Origin of the sequence: Listeria sp. SHR_NRA_18 (genome assembly GCF_003856515.1) — a bacterium.
Lineage (GTDB): Bacteria > Bacillota > Bacilli > Lactobacillales > Listeriaceae > Listeria_A > Listeria_A newyorkensis.
In genome coordinates, this window is the sequence record NZ_QPKR01000006.1 from 160,614 (window position 1) to 181,864 (window position 21,251).

A 21,251-nucleotide genomic window follows, 5' to 3' on the forward strand; every position below is an offset into this window, starting at 1 on the left:
AAGCGTCTTCTTACAACAATTAATTTAAAGCGCTTTCTTTCACAAACTCAGTTCGGCTTTTCGCTTATTTTTAAGCATTATTTTATAAATGAAGGAGGAAAAAATGGTATGGTTCAGGTGGATAATGCGCAACTAGAGAAATATCGATCTCGCGGGTATAGCGATGATCTACTGCCTAAAACAGAGAACAAACGGACATGGGGTACGTTTAACTATTTCACATTGTGGATGGGTTCTGTACATAACGTTCCTAACTATGTGGCGGTCGGTGGGTTTCTAATACTCGGATTGTCAACGGTTAGTATCATGGCAGCTATTATTGTAAGCGCCTTTATTATCGCCGCGGTCATGGTGTTAAATGGGGCTGCTGGTTCAAAATATGGCGTACCTTTCGCGATGATTTTGCGGGCTTCTTACGGCGTTCGTGGCGCGCTCTTCCCAGGCATTTTAAGAGGTTGCGTCGCAGCGATTATGTGGTTTGGCTTGCAGTGCTATGCGGGATCGCTCGCCTTTTTGATTTTAATCGGAAAAATTTGGCCGAGCTTTTTGGAGATTGGCGGAGGCGTCAGTATTTTGGGGATTACGATTCCTGGTTTGATTGCTTTCTTGCTTTTCTGGGCGGTCAATGTGGCGATTGGATTTGGCGGGGGCGGCGTTTTGAACAAGTTTACCGCGATTCTTAATCCGTGTATTTACATCGTGTTTGGCGGGATGGCGATTTGGGCGATTTATTTGGCGGGCTTTGGCAACATTGTGAATTACGTGCCTGCTAACGTCCAAACTGGTGGAAACTCTATTTTCCTATTCCTTGTCGTGATTAACGCGGTTGTCGCGGTTTGGGCGGCGCCTGCTGTCAGCGCATCGGATTTCACGCAAAACGCGAAAAGTTTTAAAGCGCAGGCGACTGGGCAAACGTTCGGCCTCGCGGTAGCTTATGTTTTATTCGCCATAGCCAGTGTTTGTATTTTGGCGGGCGCGAGCATTCATTACGGGACGGAGACTTGGAATGTGCTTGATATTGTGCAAAAATGGGATAGCTTGTTTGCCTCGATTTTCGCCGTCTTGGTTATTTTGATGACGACGATTTCGACGAATGCGACGGGGAATATTATTCCGGCGGGATATCAGATTGCTGCGATTTTTCCGAAGAAGTTGACGTATAAACATGGGGTTATGATTGCGAGTATTATTAGTGTTCTGATTTGTCCGTGGAAATTGATGGAGAATCAGGCGAGTATTTATTTATTCCTCGATATTATCGGTGGGATTCTTGGTCCGGTTATCGGCGTGATGCTAGCACATTATTTCATTATTATGCGCCGACAAATCAACTTGGATAGCCTCTACACAGAACCCGGTCAATTTTCTTACTATAAGAATGGTTTTAATTCGCTCGCGTTTGTGGTGACGATTGTTGCCGTGATTATATCGCTGAGCGGTAAGTTTATCCCAGTTTTAGAGCCAGTTTCCAGACTTTCATGGTTCGTCGGTGTGATCGTTGCGTTCGGCGCTTATGCCCTGTTTGCCTCGCTTCACCGCAAGAAAAATCCATCGTTTTATGACGAAAATACAGAAGTTCAGATTAAAAAAATAGGAGTTGAAGGAAATGAGTTATGATTTAATTATCAAAAATGGAAAAGTGATTTTAGACACGGAAGCGGTAGTGACAGATGTGGCGGTAACGAATGGAAAAATCGTGGCAATTGGCGCGGATCTTGGCGAGGCGAAAGAAGTCATCGATGCAAGCGGGCTCGTTGTTTCACCAGGTATGGTTGACGCACACGTGCACATTTCTGAGCCTGGCCGTACGGAATGGGAAGGCTACGAAACTGGCACAAAAGCTGCTGCAAAGGGTGGCGTGACGTCCTTCATCGAAATGCCGCTGAACCAATTACCCGCAACGATTGACCGTGAATCTCTAAATCTTAAATTTGACGCGGCAAAAGGTAAACTTAGCGTCGATGTAGCGCTTTTTGGTGGACTTGTTCCCCATAACTTAGACCGTCTAAATGAGCTAAATGAAGATGGCGTTGCGGCTTACAAGTGTTTCCTAGCAACGTGTGGCTTCGATGGTGTCGACAATGATTTCCGTAACGTGGATGATTATTCGTTCTTCGCCGGCATGCAAAAAATCGCGAAAATGGATAAAATTCTAGCAATCCACGCTGAAAATGCGTTAATATGCGATGAATTAGGCAAAGTCGCACAAGCAGAAGGCAAAACATCCGCGAAAGATTACGTCGCATCACGCCCTGTTTTCACAGAAGTGGAAGCTGTACGCCGCGCCATTTATCTTGCTAAAATCGCTGGTTGCCAAATCCATATTTGCCACTTGAGTACTCCAGAAGGCGTGGAAGAAGTCACTCGTGCTCGCAACGAAGGCCAAAAAGTGACGTGCGAATCTTGTACGCATTACTTCGCGATTGACGAAGAACAGTTCGAAACGATTGGCACGACAGCGAAATGTGCCCCACCATTACGAGATAAAGCCAACCAAGATCGCCTTTGGGAGAAACTTTTCGCGGGAGAAATTGATTTCGTAACTTCGGATCACTCACCTTGCCCACCAGACATGAAAATCGGCAATGCATTCACAGCTTGGGGCGGCATTTCCGGCTTGCAAAATAACGTCGACATCATGTTCGATGAAGCGGTTCAAAAGCGTGGTATGGAGCTAACACAATTCGCAAAACTGATCGCCTCGAATCCAGCAGATCTTTATAAGTTAGCGGACAAAGGCCACATCGCGATTGGTAAAGACGCCGATTTCGCGTTGATCCAGCCAAATGCACCGTATACGCTTGCCGCTGAAGACTTGGAGTATCGTCACAAAGTCAGCCCATATATCGGTCGCACAATCGGCGCACAAGTCGTGGCAACGGTACTTCGCGGTTCCGTGATTTATGACAAAGAAAACGGTGTTCGCGATACACATGAAGGCGCGTTCGTACTTCAAAACGCGAAAGAAACCGTTCAATAAGGATTTTTTAGCAGGTTCTGTGTATTTTCGCAGAGTCTGTTTTATTTTTGGTGCGTTGCTGTTATACTTGAGGTAGCTAAATTATGATTTATTGGAGGCCGAATATGAGCGTAACGACACAGTTTCGAAAAGGTGCGCTAGACATGTGTGTGCTTTACATTTTGCAGACGGATGATTTTTATGGCTATGATTTAACGCAACAAATAAAAAAACATATACCCATCACGGAAAGTACGCTGTATCCGCTTTTGCGTCGGCTTGTGAAAGAAGGTTATTGCGCGACATACACAGTGGAATCGCCAACTGGGCCACAGCGGAAATATTATCACATCACGCATCAAGGTCGGATTTTTTTGAAAGAGACATTGCAAGAATGGGATGAATTCACGGCAAGTATCGCAGCTTTACGAAAGGAGATCAACCCAAATGAATAGATCAGATTTTTTTGAAACGCTACATCACGGTCTGCGTTCTCTGCCGGAAGACGAGCGTGCCAGTATTATCAAAGATTTGGATGAACACATTGCGGTAAGCTTAGAGAACAGGATTTCAGAAGCTGACGCCATCGCTTTGCTAGGTGACCCTAGTGAAATCATCGATCAATATGTGCAGGAGGCGGTTGTGGTCCCTAAGCGTGTGCAGCAACCCATTATTCAAAAATCGATGCCGCAACCAGATCCGCCTCAAGTCCAGACGGAAACAAAAACGGATAAACCCGCCGCCAAGCAGATTTCTCCGTTTAAAATCGTGCTGATTGCAGGTATGTGTTTTATTATATTGATGTTGCTTTTGGATGCATTGGACTAAAAAAATAGAAACGTCGATTGATTTTTTGATAATCAGTCTGCGTTTCTATTTTTGTTACGCGGTATTTTTTGGTCTTCACTATTCTGAAAACGTTTGGCACGCTCTTTCTCTTCTTCCAATTTATCTTTTACAAATCGGAAAAATGCCTCTGAATCCTGTGTCGCTAAATATTGTATGTATTGCGCGCGTTCATCTACTCGTATGATTAATGGTGGGAAGTCATTTTCAAGTAGTGCATAATTCATGAGCATTCGGCCGGTTCTGCCATTTCCATCGCTAAATGGATGAACGCGTTCAAAGTCAATATGACTCTCCGCAACGGCTCGCAATTTCTCATCTAGCGAGTCCTGCTCTAGCCTATAATTAAGATTATACACCCATTGTTGCATTAGGATGGGGGTTTCTGTTGGACTGGCTGTTTGAAAATCAGCGCCTAAAATAGCGTTCTCACCAGTTTTGAATTCGCCTCTATCGTATTGTAGTTTGTCGGCAAGATTGGCGTGAATCTCTTTCACCAGTGCTATACTGATTGGCATCTGTTCTTCCAAGCGAAATAGTATTTCCTTCTATCGCGCTAGAGTGATGGGCTAAGCGAACTAGCACATCCTGCAAATACTCCTTTGACAGCGTTCTATTCATGATTCGACTCACCCTCCTAACTCCCTTTATTATAACGGTTTATCCCTCCAATGTAAAAATCCCCACTCTCGCAAGCAGGGATTCGTCTTCGTATTTAATTCTCGCTATAAAATTTCAACGCGGCTTGTGCTGCTTCGCCTTTTGCGATTTTGCCGCCGTGGAATGTGATCGAGGCTTCTAGCGCGTTCAGTGTATGCAGGACGTTCTCTTTGCGGCTGCTGAAGCCCATGTTTCCGATGCGCCAAATCTTGCCGGCAAGGGAACCGAATGAGCTCGCGATTTCGACGCCGTAATGGTGGAGTAGTGTCGCGCGAACAGCTTCTCCGTCAAGGCCTTCGGGGATATTCACGCAGGTTACAGTCGGCATTTTGCTAGACATGTCGCCGAATAGCGTCAAGCCCATCGCGTTAAGACCTGTCATCATCGCTTTTTCGTGTTTGCGGTGACGGGCAAAACGGTTTTCTAGACCTTCTTCGTGAACGATTCGCAAACCTTCACGTAGCGCGTAAATCATCGATGTCATTTCGGTATGGTGATTGATATGTTTTGGTCCCCAGTATTGTTGAATTTGGCTAAGGTCTAGGTAGTTGCTCGAAATGAAGCGGTCATTTCGGACGTCTTTTGTTAGGCCAAGTTCGACTTGGTAACGGGATGCGAGGATTTTCTCGACTTTTGCGTTGTAGGTTACGGGTGCCATTCCGGTTGGGACGCTGAGGCATTTCTGTGTTCCAGCAACCGCGATGTCTACTCCCCACGCGTCGGTTTGGAAGTCAGCGCCGGTGAATGTTGCGACCGCATCAACCATGAATAGGACGTCGTTTTCCTTACAGAATAACCCGATTTCCTTCAAGTCTTGCATTTGGCCCGTGGATGTTTCGCCGTGAACCATGATCAGCATTTTTGGATTGTAGGCTTTGATTTCGTCAATAACCGTTTTCGGATCAAAAATTGTGCCCCATTCTTGCTCGACGATTTTGACTTGCGCGCCTGCACGTTGCGCGAGTTCTGCCATTAAAAAGCCAAAACGGCCAAATGATGGTACGAGTACTTTGTCGCCGGGTTCGATGATGCCACAAACGGCTGCTTCGAGTCCTGCGCGGGCTGTGCCATCAACGGCGAGCGCCCATTCGTTTTCTGTTTGGAATGGCATTTTTAAAAGATTCGTTACGTCGTTCATCATCGCGAAAAATTCTGGATCGTATTGCCCTAAAATTGGCGTGCTCATTGCTCTTAATACGCGTGGTTCGGCCTCTACCGGGCCTGGAGTCATGATTGTTCGGATCGATGCTTGCAGTTCTTTTACCATATTATGTTCCTCCTTCGTTATTAAAAAAGAGCGGTTGGTCGTTTATGTACATTTATTCACAACATTACTTGGGAATTCATCATACACTCTCCATTGACCGACCGCCACAATAGCTATGCTTATGCTTTTATTTTAAGATAATTCTAAACGGGAAACATTAGCCAACTAGCACGAAAAGAGATGGTCGTTTTGTACATAGTAGACAATATTTTCTAACGACAAACAGAGCATTTCTATAGTACAATTGAGAGGACTAAACTTTGGTGTGGCCCGATGCTTGTTCGTCCTGCCAATGGAAGGGGTTTTTACAATGACAACGATGTCTGAACTGCTACTAACGCCAAGGTTTTCTAATATTGAAGTGATAAATGCGGAGGCCGATTTGGAGAATATGGTCGATACGATTGAGATTTCGGAGACGCCTGATATTGTTGCTTATCTGCCCAAAAATACGTTTTTGCTCACGACTGCGATGGCTTTTCAGAATGATCCGGAAGCGCTTTGTAAATTGATTGAAGATTTGCATCGTTTGCCGGCTGCTGGGCTTGGGATTAAGTTGGGGCGTTTTATTGATAAATTGGATCCGATGGTGATCGAGACGGCGAACCGGTTGAAGTTTCCGATTTTGCGGATTCCACTTACGGTGACGCTGGGCACGATTTCGCACCAGTTGTTGTCTTATATTTGGGATCATCAAACGGAGAAGTTCCATTATGCGATTGATATTCAGCAGAAATTTTCAAAAATGATGATTAAAGGCGCGTCGCTGCAGTCGCTGATTCAGAATTTGGGTGGGATTTTGAAGCGTCCGGTGGTGTTGATTAATCCGTTTTTGGAGGTTGTCGCGAGCACGCAGCATTTTAAACAGCCGAGTTATGCGACGACGCTGGATGATATTCACGAGAAACTGAAAAAGACGCCTGAGCTTTCGAGTGAAATGACGTTTTTGCTGGAAGATGATACGCTGCTGATTTCGGTTTTCCCGGTGAAAGTGACGACGTACTATCCTTATTTTCTGGTGATTTTGAAGGCGGATCAGATTCCGTATCCGTTCTCGCAACTGGCGATTGAGCAGGCGAACACGATTATTTCGTTTACGATTTATAAGAATCAGAAATTGGCGGAAGGTAACCGAACATTGCGTGGGAAATTTTTCACGAAGTTGTTGCAAAAGGGTGAGGATGACGCGGAATATACGCGGAACTTGCTGGATTATGGGAAGGGTTACGGGTTGTTGCCGTCGGATTATTATCGGTGTTTGGTCGCGGGAATTGATGAGAGTTCGATGGCGCTGAAGAATTTGACGTTGCAGGAAGAGATTTATTCGCTGACGTATGAGTGGTTGGAGCGGGAATTGCATCGGAATTTTGAGAACGCGTTGATATTTCCGCACCCGACGGAGGATAAGTTTATTATTTTGTTGCAGCAGCATGAGGCGGAATTGAAGGAGCGGTTGACTGCGATTCAGACGGCGCTTGATCGGTTGTTCCCGATTTCGATTTCGTTTGCGGCGGGCAATGAGGTGTATGAGACGGCTTCGATTCATTATTCTTATATGGAGGCTGTGGATACGTATCGGCAAAGTGAGAAGGACCACTATCACTCGTTTGTGCATTTTTATGAGTCGAAGGGAATTATGGAGTTGATGCAGTTTATTCCAGTGGAGCAGATTCAGCATTTTTGTTTGTTCACATTGAAGACGCTGGCCTACCCACAAAATGAGATGCATCAGGAGTTGCGGCGGACGTTGCAGGTGTATTTGAGTTGTCAGTGCGAGATTACGGAGACGGCGAAACAGTTGTATATTCATCGGAATACGGTGAAGTATAGGATTGCGAAGTGTGCGGCGTTGCTCGATCATCCGATTACGCATGCGGATTTTTCGCTAAAGTTGCGGTTGGCGTTGTTGTTGTCGGATAAGAAGGGATAATTGATATTATACAGAGCACAGGATTGGGCATTAAATAATTCCCCATTTCAGATATTTTTTCTGTATCAATCACTTTTTCCATAAAATGATTTTTTCGCACAGCGCGTATTTCTGCGCTAAGAAATAAATTAGTTAATATTCAGCAAGATCTCATTGCGTGATATCACATGCATACGTTTCTGGTGCGATATTTCCGATAATAAAAGTATCATCGTTTACGTGTAACAGAGTACTCGCTCGGGCCATCCACAATTAATATAATCATAACTCACTCACAACTACAAAAAAACCGATGGATTACATATTGAACATATGCTTTCTATCGGTCTATTTGTAATTACTTATTGATTTCGTCTCCTTAAAAATAATGCTGTACATACTACAAATCCAAGACCAACTAATACTGATAAGCCGTTGCTATCTCCGGTTCTCGGTAGTCTGCTCTCTGATTCCATGCTGATTTTTTCGTAGGCTCGCTCAATAGATGGAACTTTTTCTACCGAATTTCCCGTCACTTCAAAAACTGGCTTTGTTAATTTAACTGGTGGTATTGACTTTACGATTTTTTTTGGCGTTATCGTTTTCTCTAGATCTACTTTTTTAAGCACAGTTACTTTGACTGTAACGACAGCACTTTCCCCAATGCTATTTATTACTTTATATGTTATTTTGTACATGCCTGGTTTATTTGTATTTACTCCGCTTTTTAAAATTTCTATTTTGTCGGTGATATCTCCATCTTTTGCATCCCTCGCGCTAACTTCTGCCATTGGATCGAATGCGTCTCCTACGTAAATTGTATGATCTATCGCTTCAATGACTGGTTTACTTAGAACTGTTACTTGGATGGTTTTCGTCGTGCTTTCTCCTACGCTATTTGTTACTTTATACGTCACATCATATACGCCCGGTTTCGTGTTGTCCACATCATTTTTGATAATTTCAATATCACCAGTAATGTCTCCATCAGATGCATCGTTTGCTCGGACGTCTTTTCTAGCATCGTACGCATCTCCCACATAAATTTTCTTATCTACCGCTGTAATCGTCGGCCTGCTGGTCACGGTAATCTTAATTGTCTTTGTGGCAATTCTTGCAGTTACGCTTGGCGTGAAATCTAATTTTTCTAAAGTTTTTAACAAAGTACCTCTGTACGTAATTTCGCCTGAATCTATGAGTGAGATAGCTTTATTATTGTTAGCAGGAAGTTCTCCCATTACGTCATAAGTCACATGATATACACCTGGTTTACTCGTGTCTACATCATTTGCTATTACCTTAATTTCCGACGTTAAATTGTTAAAATTTGTGTCTGTAGCTATTGGCTTCACCGTTTGAATTGGATCAAAAAAGGCACCCTCTGAAAGCGTCATACCTTGTGCTGTAATACTAGGTGTACTACTTACTGGAATTTTTCCAGTAACATCAAAAGTGACTGTGTAATCCCCTTCTGGCAAAGCATCTAAATTCCACGTTAAATTTTGGTTGGCGAATGTTGGTTCTTGGTATGGCGATGGGATAGCTACTATTTCCCCAGCGCTATTCTTTACTTTCGCGCTACTAGTAACATATGTTTGCCCCACACTTACTTTTTCTGAGATACTCAATTGGTCATTCAGGTTTGTTTGAATAATGTCTTTCACTGCGGACGAAAACTCTCCAATGGAATTATCGTCACTATTCATATTGAAAAAAAACTCATTTCGGGAAACAAAATTCGGTACATTCGTGTTGATATAATTGTTGTAATTGTTGTATAGACTTGTACCCCATTCACTTTCTAGCGAAGCTTTATTCTGCCATAATCCAAAAGAAGATAAGTACCCTGCAGATGTAATATTACTTAGTGCTGCGTTAATACCTGTTGTTGGACCTAGAAGCTGTGCCATCGATATACTCGGTGTCAATGCTTCTCCTTTTATGTCACCATTCGGAAATCCGTCGGTCACAACAAGAAATAGCGTTTCACGTTCCGCTTCTTTAACTTGATTATTCGTTTGGTAATCTTCTAATGCTTCTTGAATCCCATAAGCTGTAGGCGTCCCATTACCATACAATTGCTTCGACGTTACATTATCAATCGTTGCTTTTGTATCCGTAAGCGAATGCGTCATTTCATTTTTATAGATAACATTAAAAAACTCATTATACTGCCCTTCGTTTTGCGCTTCCAAAATTGTTTTTGGGTCGCTATATAGTGGTAATCCTGTATCGCTACTCTTGATTGATGTGTAGCCAATGAACTGCGAGCGGTCAATCACTGGGCTCATTAAATCGATGGCTTCTTTTAACTTACTCGCCACGTTAGGGTAAGTATCGCGGAAACTTCCCGATAAATCTTGCACAATGACTAAATCCAATTTCTTTTCTCGAGGTGCTTTTTTTATCGGAACGCTAATCGTGTTCACTGATGTATCTTCTATAATGCTTGTATTCACTACCGCATGTGTAGACGTTACAGCTTTGGATATATTTGGAACGCTTCCCATAAGTAAAACTAAGATGATTAGTATTCTAGCTATTTTTTTCATACTTCTCCTCCTTTTTACTATCTATCTATATAAAAACCTGATAACCTTCCAAAGTCACAGATTTAACTTTCTTTGTATGTAAGACCATCTGTATAAGCACGGCCCTGACCAGAAATATTCACTTGCAGATTTGCCCTAACACCTGACAAACAAGTGCTATTTGAGTATGCGTCATTTGTGTTCCAGATGGTAAACAAATCCCTTTCTGAAATAGTATATCGGCATTGCTTCCTTCTTTATTTTCGCTATAATACGTGGCGTCTTGAAATAGTTCTTGTGTGTGCATCGGCTTCCATAAGCGCCTGCTTTCGATACCTTTTTCCGCCAATTTTTCTATTATTTTTTCTGGTAAAATATCCTCTAATAAAACTGTGGTTAACCAGCGATTATTGAATGTTTCCTGCCACTCTGATAAGAAAGTGAGTGCTGCATTGTTTTTAAATGTGGTTTCATATGCATCAAATATCGCTCGCTTCTTCGCTATTCGCTCGTCTAAAACATCTAGTTGCGCGATACCAATTCCAGCTAATACATTGCTTAAGCGATAATTGAAACCGACTTCGCTATGGGAATAGTACGGTGCAGCCTCTTTTGCTTGTGAAGCCAGATAACGCGCTTTTTCAATCTGTTTAGCATCGTTTGACACGAGAGCTCCACCACCAGACGTTGTGATGATTTTATTGCCATTAAAAGAGTAGATGCCAAATGTTCCAATCGTTCCTAGTTGGCGCCCTTTATACGTGGAGCCTAAGGATTCTGCAGCATCCTCAATCACCGGGATGCTATAACGATTCGCAAGTGCCATAATCTCGTCCATTTTGCAGCTTTGGCCATAGAGGTGTACGACGATAATCGCTTTTGGAAGTTTATTTTTAGCTGCTGCGTCTTTTAATGCTTTGGCTAACGCGATTGGGCTCATCCCCCACGTATCCATTTCAGAATCAATGAAGACCGGTTTCGCACCAAGGTATAGCGCTGGATTAATGCTCGCGATGAACGTGAATGTGGAGCAGAAAACCGTATCGCCGTTTTGTACGTTTAAAAGGGTGAGCGCTAAGTGAATCGCACTCGTTCCAGAATTTGTCACGGCAACATCTTTCGCGCCAGTATATGTCGCTAAATTTGCTTCAAATTGATCAACATTCGGTCCAAGTGGTGCAATCCAATTCGTATCGAAAGCTTGCTGAATGTATTTTTGTTCGTTTCCACTCATATGGGGGACTGCTAAGGGGATTTGATTCATCTCTACTTTCCTTTCATTTTAAGGCGTCAATCCTGTGAACTTAGACATTGTTGCTTGGCTCTCCTGTGAGATACCGTCTCGTTGTACTACTTTGTAAATCGTTAATATCGCTATTTTCAAATCGAGCAAAAGCGATTGGTGGTATACGTAATGGCAATCAAAGATAAATTTTTCTTCCCAACTAAGGCTATTTCTTCCCTTGACTTGTGCCAAACCAGTAATACCTGGTAAAACGGTCAGACGCTTTCTTTGCTCCTCTGTATACAGTGCATTGTATTCTAAGAGTAGCGGCCTCGGTCCGATAAAGCTCATCTCACCTTTTAAAATATTAAGCAATTGCGGTAACTCATCGATACTTAGTTTGCGAATTAAGCTACCGTACTTCGTCAAACGCTCTGCATCTGGAAGTAGTTGCCCATCTCTATCATATTGCGTACGCATCGATTTCAATTTATAAATTGTAAAGGGATATCCTTCTTTCCCTGCGCGTTGACTAATATAGAATGGCTTTTCTTTATATAAAACGTAAAAAATAGTACCACCTATCAAAATAATCGGGCCTGTAAGAATGAGTAATACAGTAGCAAAATAAATATCAATCCAACGTTTCAACTGGAACACTCCTCGTATTCATAATAACTCGCCAAATACGATTGGCGATTCGATCTATGTCATATTTTTCTGCTAACTTTTTTGATGCTTGATGTGCCTGCTCCCAACTGCGCTGATCCGCGGCTAAACTCACCACATACGTACAGTATGCATCCACTTCTTCATGAGAAAACCCTTTGCCCGCTCCACACTCTTCTAAAGCTTGCTTTTGCCACCCTTGATAATTCAGCACCACTGGTAACCCACATGCTAAAAAATCAAAAAATTTATTCGCGCTGTTGTCCCATAAAATTCGCTCATTTTTGACGAGCATCGTTCCCATTTGGCATCGAGAAACAACTTGAAGCGTCTCTTGCTTTGATTTAGCATCTAAAATTCGAATATTGGTGAGCTGCTTTTCTTTAATCTGCGCTTGCATTTTTTGTTTTTCAGAACCTTCGCCAATGAGCAAAAAATGAATTGAATCATTGTATTGCAATTCTTCTGCGCAGGCTATTAAATAATCTACACCATTAACAAGTCCCATCGTTCCGGGATGCACAACAACAAATTTATCTTTCATCCAATTCTTTAACAGCACATCTTCTAATTCCTTTTCATTGCTTTCTTGCACAAGTTTTTGATTCGCAAAATTTTCGGCGATTGTCACTTTACTTGCTGAAATGTTTTTTTGTAGCAAATTCTGTTTCATACCTTCTGATAGAACAACAATGTGCGCTGCGCTTTTATAAATTCTCATTTCTAGCCATTTAAGCAATCGAATCATTCCTCTATTTTGAATAAATCCTAGTTTAACAGGCACATCTGGCCATACATCCCTCACTTCAAAAATAAATGGTTTTCGCTTGCACTTGCTTAGAATTAGGCCAACTAATCCTACTGTCAATGGGGTTGATGTCGCATAAATTTTGTCGATATTCTTTTCACGCATTCCTAAGATGATGCTCCATAAGAAAAAATGAATGAACGCTAGTATTCGCCTCATTTTTTTCATTTTTTGATGATATGTCGTATGCGTCGACTTCACGACAAGACCACCTTTTGTCACGTGTGAATCACCCTGACCACTTATCATCACTACCTTGGCCCCATTCTCTATGAAACGTTTGGATAGCTCATAAGATCTGGTGGCACCTTTATTTTCTTCATAGTGTTGATGAATATAAAGTAATTTCATGTCATATCCTTTCGAAAAGTAATTCATAAGCTTGCAATAATTTTTTTTCCTCATGTTGCCAATTAAATCGAGAAACATGCACATTCCGACCATTTTCCATATAATTAACGTAGATTTGGGATTTGTTCAAAAGAATCTCAATAGCATCCACAACTTCTGATATATCCTTGACATCCGCTGGAATCCCGCTTCCACTATCCATCATTAGCTTCCGCCAAAGTGGGAAATCAGAGGCTACATACGGTAATCCAAACGACATATATTCAAAAAGCTTCGTTGGCAATGATTTCAAGTAATTTGGTTCTGAGTGTAGCAGAGCAAGTCCAATATCCGACTTTTCGTAATATTGGTTAAGCGTGTCTAAATCCAGCCGTCCTTTTAATCTTACATAGTTTCCTAGCTCATGTTTTTTCAAATACTCCGCGCTCCATTCACGCAGTCGTTCTGGAACTCGGCCAATAATCAGCATTTGAAAAACATGGCCTCGTTCTTTCAACATGCTGGAAACTTCCAACATCTCTTTAAAACCACGAATTTCATGTATAGCTCCTGCATAAACCAGCGTTGTTACATCAAATTTACTGCTAGAATCTAGTTCTTCCTTCAAAAATGGATAGTTCAGAACGTCTTCCTTATACGTTGTAATATCCAGATAGTGCTCTTTATAATATTCTTCCGCAAACAATATTGTATCAACCTGTGCTAATCGTTTTTTTTCATATTTAGCAATACTTTTAATACACCATTTTGGTACTGGAACCCCTTTTATTCGCTTACTTTTCAGTGCAGATGGAAAATCCTCATGCATATCAAAAACAAGTTTTGCTCGCGATACTTTTTGTATATGTGGCACTAAAAATAACAACTCTGGGTCATGTAAATGTATAGCATCTGGCTGTTTCCGCTTCACTTCCTGCAAAAAATATCGCCAAGTTAAGAACCGATTTGCCAAACTCCTTCTCGGCAGTAACGTTACTGTCAAATGAGGTAAATCAGGCAGTGTATCGTCCCTTCCCCCAACCGCGTAATAATCCACCAGATACCCAGCATTAATCAAGGTCAACACTTCTTTATAATAAATTCGCGAGTCATTCCAAGGATGAACCGAGCTTAACACGATGATTTGTTTCATATAATGGATCTACCTTCCTCTCTGATTTCAAGAAATAGTTGATGATAAAAGCAATGACTATACCATGAGTTAGTAAACTTGTAATCAAGGACGTATCGACTAAGCTCCAAGCTGGCATTGCAATCAGCGCCGCACTCACAACAAAGTTCCGATTCGCCGAGATACTATCGTATACATACAAAATACCGACGAGCAATACAGTAAAGCCAATAATCCCCGCATATCCAAAGTTTGCAAAACCGTCTGCCCATAGATTCGCATTCGCCGCCAAGCCAACACGTTCGAAATAATGCTCACCAATCAAAAACGGTGGCAATTTATCATACGGGTAATTAAAAAATGGTCCCAAAACACTGTGCGACAGATGCACTTGCGGATTCACAGAAAAGAAATCGAAGTAATAGCTAAGCAAAAGTCCAGGTGTGATTAACATCCGACGAATAAATAAGGAGGTGTACTCTGAGCTATTCATCATGAGGTCCAGTCCCATTGTCAGAAATACCAGAGCTGTAATCCCATACACAAAATGCAAGACAAAATTACGACCACTCTTTCGCAAACAGAAGATGATGACGAGAATAAACACACTGGATAAGGCGACACTTTTTTGTCCAGTGATAGAGAAAATGAAGAGTTGCCCAAACACACCTATAAAAATAAGTAGCTTGTTTTTATTCACAAAACCAAGTGCTAAGAGTAGCGCATTCACAATTTTTGACTGCCAATTCATCGCATATCCCGATACCCGGTTCACTTGGTCACGATATGCTTCCCGCAAATCATACACATCATCTACTTGTGAGAAATTGAAATAAATTCCAAATGTCTGAACGATAATTCCCCATAAAGAAAGCGAGAATAAAGCAATCAATAACATCATTACCTTTGCCTTCATTTTTGTATAGTAGACAGGGATTAACTTGAAATACCCTGTCATATAAAGCAATGCCATACAGAACAACAAAACATATTTTAGTGTGATAATCTCGTCGAAGTTGCCTATTCTCACATAATCTGGAACAATCATTGCCGGGATGTAGACCATCATATACAGAATCCAGTAGACTATACGTGAAGGCCGATAAGCATGTGTATTCGACCATAAAATCGGAATAAACACGAATACAATCGACACAAACTGCTCCAACGTACTTGGATGAAGATTAATAAATCCAAAATAGGAAAAGGCTGGGGAGATAAAATCTGTATAAGCTAATTTCAAGCCATATACGTAAAGCGCTATACCTATAATCAATAAAATTTTATTCCATTTGATCTGCATATATCGTATCCTTTCGCTTCATCCCCCAGTTACCAAGTAAAACTAGCAGAGTATAACTCACCGTCATCGTGATACTGAAAAAAAGAACCGCGACAGTCATACCCCATTGAAAATGATAAATCAAGAAAAATCCAGCGAGTAATAATAGGAATCGCGAACTATCCCATAATAATTGCAACCCTTGATTTCCGGTAACATACAATATTTGTGACACAGGTAGGACAACCAATTGGACAAAAAACATCGGCGTCAGTATTTGTGCATACACACCCGCCATCTCCCAACTTGCCCCAAATAACCACGTAAAAAGCATAGGAGACACCATGGCAAACAAACCCATCGGCAGAAGAAAAATAAGAAACAGTCGGCTTGTTAATTTCCAATACAATTTTTTCAGTCGCTCTGTGTTCTCTCGTTGTAGCTCACTCGCTTTGCCGTAAAACACTTGTCCGACCGCCGTTGTAATCGTCGCGATTGGAATTCCTACCATCCTTTGCGTTAATGAAAATTGTCCACTCGCTGCAACTCCAAATAAAACAACAAATAATAACGTTGGTAACTGTATCGCTATATTATTTAGCAACAGAGAGGGCGTTCCTAAAAGCGGGAAATTGCGGTACTTTTTGATTAACAATAACCACTTACCTCGTTGCCACGAAAGTCCTTCTTCTTTCACAAATCGAACAAATAAGTTCATCGAGCCCGCCATACGTCCTAATAAATCACCAGTGATCAGTCCAACTCCCGTCTTTGTTATCGCACCTGCCAAGCTGATTTGTGCTACACCATTCACACCACTCTGCGATATTTTTGCGACAGAAATTGGTCCATACTGATTATTTCGGATCGCCCAATAGCTCAAAGTTTGCTGTATACTGGCTGCAAATACACCAAGCCCAAATAAAATTGGCACAGCGTACGAAACCGATACATCCATCCACCTAAACACTGACCACCCAGTTACTACGTATAAAATCAAACCGCTCAAAAACCAGACAAGCGAAATCCCAATGCTTAACAACACAATATGACGGACATTATCCCTATCTTTCTCCATTGGAATTGCCTTCTCATACGCAAATGCGGAAATCACTAAGAATATTCCTAACAAACTTGTATACGTCCCGAATATCCCAAAATCTGCTGGTGTAAAAATCCGTGTCAAAATAGGCGATACCCCAACTAAGATAAGTTGAGCCACGACATTCCCAGAAAATACTTTTGTCAAATTTTTCAAAAAGGAAGACTGGAACATTCTTATTGCATCATCGCAGTACGCTCTGGCAACCCAGAACCGATACGAAAGACTTTCTCGCTATTTTCCCCTTGAAACATATTTCGCGTATCCACAATGAGATTCGCATTCGTGATAATTTCTTCGGTATGGAAAACACTGTGATTGGTCAAAATAACAACCGCATCATACTCGCCATAACGTGCTTCCTCTTCGCTATAAACCGGCGTTCCTTCTTCATTTCGGAAAGAGCTCACATGTGGATCATAATACGCAACATCCGCCCCATTTTTATGCAACAACTCGTATACTTCTAGCGCCGGCGATTCCCGAACATCATCAATATCCGGCTTATACGCCATCCCTAACACCAACACCTTCGAACCACGCATCGATTTATAATCCGAGTTCAACGCCTGACTCACTTTATGAATCACTTGCTCCGGCATTTTTTTATTCGTCTCTTGCGCCAATTCGATAAACCGACTGAAAAAGTTAGCTCCTTTTGCCTTCCAGGAAAGGTACATCGGATCTAGTGGGATACAATGTCCACCGATGCCAGGGCCTGGCGTAAATTTCATAAAGCCAAATGGTTTCGTTGCCGCGGCGTCCACGACTTCCCAAATATTCATGTCCAGCGCTTCGCATAACATCGCCATCTCATTAATAAACGCGATGTTAATACTGCGAAACGTATTTTCAAGTAACTTGGTCATTTCCGCGACCTTCGTCGAACTCACGAGATACACATGATCAATCACTTTCGAATACAGCGCCTCACCTAGCTGACAACAATTTGGCGTCGTCCCACCAAGCACTTTCGGCGTGTTTTTCGTTTGGAATGTTTTGTTCCCTGGATCGACGCGTTCTGGTGAGAAGCAAAGGAAAAAGTCTTCCCCAACGCGATAGCCCAGTGCTTCAATTTCTGCTTGGATAAGTTCCTCTGTCGTGCCTGGATACGTCGTGCTTTCCAGCGTAATCAGCATCCCTGGTTTCATATATCGTTTAATTTCAGTAACTGCTGCAATAATGTAGGACATGTCCGGTTCTTGCGACTTCGTAAGCGGTGTTGGAACACAGATACAAACCGCGTCCACCTCACTTAACTTTGAAAAATCAGTCGTTGGCGTAAAATGAGCGCTTTGAACAACAGTTGCCAGTTTTTGATTTGTGATGTCGATAATATAGGAATCGCCTTGCATAAGCTGATTTACCTTGCCCGCATGGATATCAAAACCGATGACATTATATCCCGCTTCAGCAAATTCAATTGCCAAGGGTAACCCGACGTAACCAAGTCCAATGACCCCGACCGTACCATTTTTCGTATTTATTTTTTCTTGCATTGTTTCATAATACATAATTAGACCTCCATTGGAATCTGAACTTCATTTCGATTGGTTATTTTTAAAAGTTCTACTGTCAATGCTTCTTTTGACAGCATTTCATAATTTATGAGTAGATAATCAATCTGGCATTCTGGGGCTACAATGGCTTTACCGATAAACATTTCTTCCGTTTCTTCCATCTGAATGCGTTCATCGACTTCAAGCAAGCCTTCATGAAGCTTTTCACCGTCGCGAATTCCTGTATATTGAATCGCTATATTTTGTTTTCCAGACATCGTGATTAGTCGCTTGGCAATATCTTTGATTTTAACGGCATCTCCCATGTTGAGAACAAAAATATCGCCACCGGTTGTCATCGTTCCTGCTTTTACAACCAGACTTGCTGCCTCTTCAATCGTCATGAAGTAACGTGTCATCTCAGAATCGGTTAATGTGAGCGGCCCACCTTGGTCAATTTGTTTCAAGAACAGCGGGACAACACTGCCACGACTTGCAAGTACATTACCGAATCGGACAGTCGTATAATTAGTTTCATATTTATGGTTTAAATGGGCGACAATCATTTCTGCAATCCGCTTGCTTGCCCCCATGACATTTTGTGGTTCAACAGCTTTATCCGTAGAAACAAGGACGAAGGTTTCGACGCCAACTTCACCGGCAACTTCGGCAACATTTTTAGTACCGATAATATTGTTTGCAACTGCGGAATGTGGATTGTTTTGCATAAGCGGAACGTGTTTGTGCGCCGCTGCATGGAATACGAAATCTGGTTGGATTTTTTCCATCAATCGACGAATTCCTTTTTTGTCTTGAATTTCTTGGATTTCAGCTGTAATTTTGATTGCTTGATTAGTCAGGTTCATCAGCTCATGTTGAATCATGTAAATGCTGTTTTCACCATGACCAACTAAAATTATTTCAGCTGGATGTAACGCATAAACTTGCCGACAAATTTCTGATCCAATGGACCCACCAGCACCTGTGATAAGCACTTTTTTCAGATGTATTTGTGTATGAATATCTTCGGAAAATGTAGTTCTTATCCTGCGTTGTAAAAGTGCCTCGGCAAAAACATCACTCTGTGGTACGCTCGTTTGTTTCTTCAAGTAAAAAGTCTCCTTTTCCAACTTATTTATTATAATAGTAATACTTGTTACTCCTATCTTGCTTTGTTTTATTCAAAATGATTCCTAAAATTGGTGTATGTGTACTTTTTAATATAGTTAATGCTTTATGAAATTTTTGTTTTGGTGTTTTATTCTCTTCGGCAATCATAATGATGCCATCGATTTCTTGTGCTACAATCGTTGTATCGGCAACGATGACTGGTGGTGCGTCTACTAAAATATAGTCATACTGTTTTTTGACAGTCTCGAATACTTTTGCTAACGCTGGTTTAGAAAGGAGTTCAGATGGGTTATGTGGACTTTGACCTGCCGGAATGATATCAACATTTACTAGTCTCGTGTTTTGAATAACAGCTTCGAGGGAGACCCTTTCTTCTAACACGTCGGTTAACCCTACCGAATTGTCCGCACCTAAAATATAGTGTTGGGATGGTAATCGTAAATCTGCATCAATAATCAATACTTTTAAATCTTGTCGACCCATGACATCTGCTAGATTCGCAATGATGGTGGACTTGCCTTCTTGGGGTTTTGTAGATGTCACCATGATTGTTTTTAATGACCTTTTTTTACTAATGAATTCAATGTTCGTTCGAATCATCCGAAATTGTTCGGCGATTTTGGAACCTCTTTGATGCTTAATCAGTAGCTTTGAGCGCTCTTTTTGCACGTTGCTTCACCTTCTTCTTCCGTTCATTTTGAATCGAACCCATAATTGGAATATCTGTTATTGCTTCGATGTCCTTTTCAGATTTGATGGTTGTATTGAGAAGTTGGAGTAAGAAGGATAATAAGATTCCCATCACTAAACCTGCGAATGCACCTATTGCTAGGGCTGACTTTTTGTTTGGAGCGACCGGTGTCTTGTTGTCCTCGGCTTTCGCATCTGATAGGATGGTCACGTTTTGTTGATCTACGATATTCTTAATATCTTTTTGAAATACAGTCGTCACTTCATTAGCGATGAGTGCTGCCTCTTCGGGATCATCATCGGTTACTTTAATCGTAATGACTTGTGAATTGTTTACATTTTCAACGGTAATTTGTTGTTTTAGTTGCTTGACTGATTGTGGTAATTCTAAGTTATATTTCACTTGATCCAAAATACGATTGCTGGTTAGGACAACAGAATACGTATTAACAAACTGCTGATTTGATTGTACATCGGAGGCTGTCACTTGTTCTTCTTTTTGTTGATTTACGAGAACATCTGTAGACACTTGGTACGTCGGTGTAATAAAGTAAGAGGTATAAAGGGTCATCGCTATCATACCTGCCAAGCAAGTAACGGCAACGATGTACCAATATTTCCTTAAGAAGTGGCCGATATGATGGATATCCAGAGTTCTTTCCATTTAACTCGCATCCTTAATCTTTTTTATCGCCCATGTTGCTTTTGATTTTGTATCGGGGTTTTGGTAAATAACCGTTAGTGGTGCGACGCCTTTTAGGACAAAGAATGCATCGCCTTCTGCTTCTTCACCTGGTGCCAATGTTTTGCCTAAACTTGTTGATGGATACATTTCAAGTACCTTTCCATCGCTATTTTTGATGGTTAGTAACATAGAATCTAAAGGTTGTGGGTCAGCGCTGTTATTTTTTCCTTTAAAGTGTATTTTAATAATGGTATCATCTGTTTTCTTTGCTTTCTCCAGTTTGGCGGTTTCTATGATTGCAATTGTGACGCCATCCACTTTTTGTGTCATACTTCGTTTTCCAACTGTTTTTTCAGACTTCGGTGTGTTATCTTTTGAGTCGGTTACCGTATTTATGCAAGCACTCAGTGTGAAAGTTATAACGGTAAAAATGGCAATAATCGTTGCTTTTCTCATTCTGTTTGTAACCTCCATGTCAGTATTTATGAAAGGGAAACCCTTAACTGGCGTCTGCCAGTTAAGAGTT

At 41.6% G+C, this 21,251-nt stretch carries 19 protein-coding genes; 5 read left to right on the plus strand and 14 right to left on the minus strand.

Features of this window, described 5'->3' with window-relative positions:
- Positions 1–108: 108 nt before the first annotated feature.
- The 4 genes from DUK53_RS10710 to DUK53_RS10725 all read left to right on the plus strand — a co-directional run bounded on the left by DUK53_RS10710 (position 109) and on the right by DUK53_RS10725 (position 3,787).
- Positions 109–1,617, plus strand: coding sequence for an allantoin transporter (locus DUK53_RS10710; protein ID WP_036131966.1), 1,509 nt, complete (start codon positions 109–111; stop codon positions 1,615–1,617).
- The gene (gene allB, locus DUK53_RS10715) at positions 1,607–2,980 is read left to right on the plus strand and encodes an allantoinase AllB (protein WP_036094646.1); all 1,374 of its coding nucleotides are present in this window, start codon (positions 1,607–1,609) and stop codon (positions 2,978–2,980) included. The genes DUK53_RS10710 and allB overlap by 11 nt, the downstream gene beginning before the upstream one ends.
- Positions 2,981–3,084: 104 nt before the next feature.
- Positions 3,085–3,414 carry a PadR family transcriptional regulator gene (locus DUK53_RS10720; RefSeq protein WP_036094647.1) on the plus strand — a complete coding sequence of 110 codons (330 nt, stop codon included), beginning with the start codon at positions 3,085–3,087 and terminating at the stop codon, positions 3,412–3,414.
- Positions 3,407–3,787 (plus strand): DUF1700 domain-containing protein, encoded by a 381-nt coding sequence (locus tag DUK53_RS10725; protein WP_052164917.1) that lies wholly within the window; start codon positions 3,407–3,409, stop codon positions 3,785–3,787. Before DUK53_RS10720 ends, DUK53_RS10725 begins: the two co-directional genes overlap by 8 nt.
- Positions 3,788–3,819: 32 nt before the next feature.
- Here the strand turns inward: DUK53_RS10725 and DUK53_RS10730 are convergent, their stop codons facing one another.
- Positions 3,820–4,323: a Fic family protein gene (locus DUK53_RS10730; RefSeq protein WP_236637298.1), complete on the minus strand. Its 504-nt coding sequence runs from the start codon at positions 4,321–4,323 to the stop codon at positions 3,820–3,822.
- A gap of 197 nt (positions 4,324–4,520) precedes the next feature.
- On the minus strand, positions 4,521–5,732 hold the full coding sequence (locus DUK53_RS10735; protein WP_036094648.1) for a pyridoxal-phosphate-dependent aminotransferase family protein: 1,212 nt from the start codon (positions 5,730–5,732) through the stop codon (positions 4,521–4,523).
- A 310-nt stretch (positions 5,733–6,042) separates the two neighbouring features.
- Here DUK53_RS10735 and DUK53_RS10740 point away from each other — a divergent pair, with 310 nt between their 5' ends.
- Complete coding sequence (locus DUK53_RS10740) at positions 6,043–7,662, plus strand: PucR family transcriptional regulator (protein ID WP_036094649.1); 1,620 nt, start codon at positions 6,043–6,045, stop codon at positions 7,660–7,662.
- Between the two features lie 341 nt (positions 7,663–8,003).
- Here DUK53_RS10740 and DUK53_RS10745 read toward each other — a convergent pair whose 3' ends face one another.
- The 12 genes from DUK53_RS10745 to DUK53_RS10800 all read right to left on the minus strand — a co-directional run bounded on the left by DUK53_RS10745 (position 8,004) and on the right by DUK53_RS10800 (position 21,181).
- A complete protein-coding gene (locus DUK53_RS10745) occupies positions 8,004–10,193 on the minus strand; it encodes an immunoglobulin-like domain-containing protein (protein WP_052164918.1) in 2,190 nt (729 codons plus the stop codon).
- Positions 10,194–10,311: 118 nt separating this feature from the next.
- Positions 10,312–11,406, minus strand: coding sequence for an aminotransferase class I/II-fold pyridoxal phosphate-dependent enzyme (locus DUK53_RS10750; protein WP_273625601.1), 1,095 nt, complete (start codon positions 11,404–11,406; stop codon positions 10,312–10,314).
- A 48-nt stretch (positions 11,407–11,454) separates the two neighbouring features.
- Positions 11,455–12,048 (minus strand): sugar transferase, encoded by a 594-nt coding sequence (locus DUK53_RS10755; protein ID WP_221640821.1) that lies wholly within the window; start codon positions 12,046–12,048, stop codon positions 11,455–11,457.
- Positions 12,032–13,225: a glycosyltransferase family 4 protein gene (locus tag DUK53_RS10760; RefSeq protein ID WP_159106230.1), complete on the minus strand. Its 1,194-nt coding sequence runs from the start codon at positions 13,223–13,225 to the stop codon at positions 12,032–12,034. The genes DUK53_RS10755 and DUK53_RS10760 overlap by 17 nt, the downstream gene beginning before the upstream one ends.
- A gap of 1 nt (position 13,226) precedes the next feature.
- Positions 13,227–14,357: a glycosyltransferase gene (locus tag DUK53_RS10765; RefSeq protein WP_036131968.1), complete on the minus strand. Its 1,131-nt coding sequence runs from the start codon at positions 14,355–14,357 to the stop codon at positions 13,227–13,229.
- Positions 14,314–15,639, minus strand: a complete 1,326-nt coding sequence (locus tag DUK53_RS10770; protein WP_036131970.1) for a hypothetical protein — start codon at positions 15,637–15,639, stop codon at positions 14,314–14,316. Before DUK53_RS10770 ends, DUK53_RS10765 begins: the two co-directional genes overlap by 44 nt.
- Complete coding sequence (locus DUK53_RS10775) at positions 15,620–16,804, minus strand: lipopolysaccharide biosynthesis protein (protein ID WP_161564238.1); 1,185 nt, start codon at positions 16,802–16,804, stop codon at positions 15,620–15,622. The genes DUK53_RS10770 and DUK53_RS10775 overlap by 20 nt, the downstream gene beginning before the upstream one ends.
- A gap of 92 nt (positions 16,805–16,896) precedes the next feature.
- Positions 16,897–18,234, minus strand: a complete 1,338-nt coding sequence (locus DUK53_RS10780) for a nucleotide sugar dehydrogenase (RefSeq protein WP_201740728.1) — start codon at positions 18,232–18,234, stop codon at positions 16,897–16,899.
- Positions 18,235–18,236: 2 nt separating this feature from the next.
- Positions 18,237–19,328: a UDP-N-acetylglucosamine 4,6-dehydratase family protein gene (locus DUK53_RS10785; protein ID WP_052164920.1), complete on the minus strand. Its 1,092-nt coding sequence runs from the start codon at positions 19,326–19,328 to the stop codon at positions 18,237–18,239.
- Between the two features lie 22 nt (positions 19,329–19,350).
- Positions 19,351–20,019 (minus strand): CpsD/CapB family tyrosine-protein kinase, encoded by a 669-nt coding sequence (locus DUK53_RS10790; RefSeq protein ID WP_036090121.1) that lies wholly within the window; start codon positions 20,017–20,019, stop codon positions 19,351–19,353.
- Positions 19,988–20,704, minus strand: a complete 717-nt coding sequence (locus DUK53_RS10795) for a YveK family protein (protein ID WP_036090124.1) — start codon at positions 20,702–20,704, stop codon at positions 19,988–19,990. Before DUK53_RS10795 ends, DUK53_RS10790 begins: the two co-directional genes overlap by 32 nt.
- Positions 20,705–21,181: a DUF4352 domain-containing protein gene (locus tag DUK53_RS10800; RefSeq protein WP_036090127.1), complete on the minus strand. Its 477-nt coding sequence runs from the start codon at positions 21,179–21,181 to the stop codon at positions 20,705–20,707. It abuts the gene before it with no gap.
- Positions 21,182–21,251 lie beyond the last annotated feature (70 nt).

Bases quoted from the DNA above. Each gene is read 5' to 3' on its own strand.
- DUK53_RS10745 (WP_052164918.1), bottom strand. From the start codon at position 10,193: ATGAAAAAAATAGCTAGAATACTAATCATCTTAGTTTTACTTATGGGA.
- allB (WP_036094646.1), top strand. From the start codon at position 1,607: ATGAGTTATGATTTAATTATCAAAAATGGAAAAGTGATTTTAGACACG.
- DUK53_RS10735 (WP_036094648.1), bottom strand. From the start codon at position 5,732: ATGGTAAAAGAACTGCAAGCATCGATCCGAACAATCATGACTCCAGGC.
- DUK53_RS10795 (WP_036090124.1), bottom strand. From the start codon at position 20,704: ATGGAAAGAACTCTGGATATCCATCATATCGGCCACTTCTTAAGGAAA.
- DUK53_RS10710 (WP_036131966.1), top strand. From the start codon at position 109: ATGGTTCAGGTGGATAATGCGCAACTAGAGAAATATCGATCTCGCGGG.
- DUK53_RS10730 (WP_236637298.1), bottom strand. From the start codon at position 4,323: ATGCCAATCAGTATAGCACTGGTGAAAGAGATTCACGCCAATCTTGCC.
- DUK53_RS10725 (WP_052164917.1), top strand. From the start codon at position 3,407: ATGAATAGATCAGATTTTTTTGAAACGCTACATCACGGTCTGCGTTCT.
- DUK53_RS10740 (WP_036094649.1), top strand. From the start codon at position 6,043: ATGACAACGATGTCTGAACTGCTACTAACGCCAAGGTTTTCTAATATT.
- DUK53_RS10800 (WP_036090127.1), bottom strand. From the start codon at position 21,181: ATGAGAAAAGCAACGATTATTGCCATTTTTACCGTTATAACTTTCACA.
- DUK53_RS10720 (WP_036094647.1), top strand. From the start codon at position 3,085: ATGAGCGTAACGACACAGTTTCGAAAAGGTGCGCTAGACATGTGTGTG.
- DUK53_RS10770 (WP_036131970.1), bottom strand. From the start codon at position 15,639: ATGCAGATCAAATGGAATAAAATTTTATTGATTATAGGTATAGCGCTT.
- DUK53_RS10765 (WP_036131968.1), bottom strand. From the start codon at position 14,357: ATGAAACAAATCATCGTGTTAAGCTCGGTTCATCCTTGGAATGACTCG.
- DUK53_RS10760 (WP_159106230.1), bottom strand. From the start codon at position 13,225: ATGAAATTACTTTATATTCATCAACACTATGAAGAAAATAAAGGTGCC.
- DUK53_RS10780 (WP_201740728.1), bottom strand. From the start codon at position 18,234: ATGTATTATGAAACAATGCAAGAAAAAATAAATACGAAAAATGGTACG.
- DUK53_RS10750 (WP_273625601.1), bottom strand. From the start codon at position 11,406: ATGAGTGGAAACGAACAAAAATACATTCAGCAAGCTTTCGATACGAAT.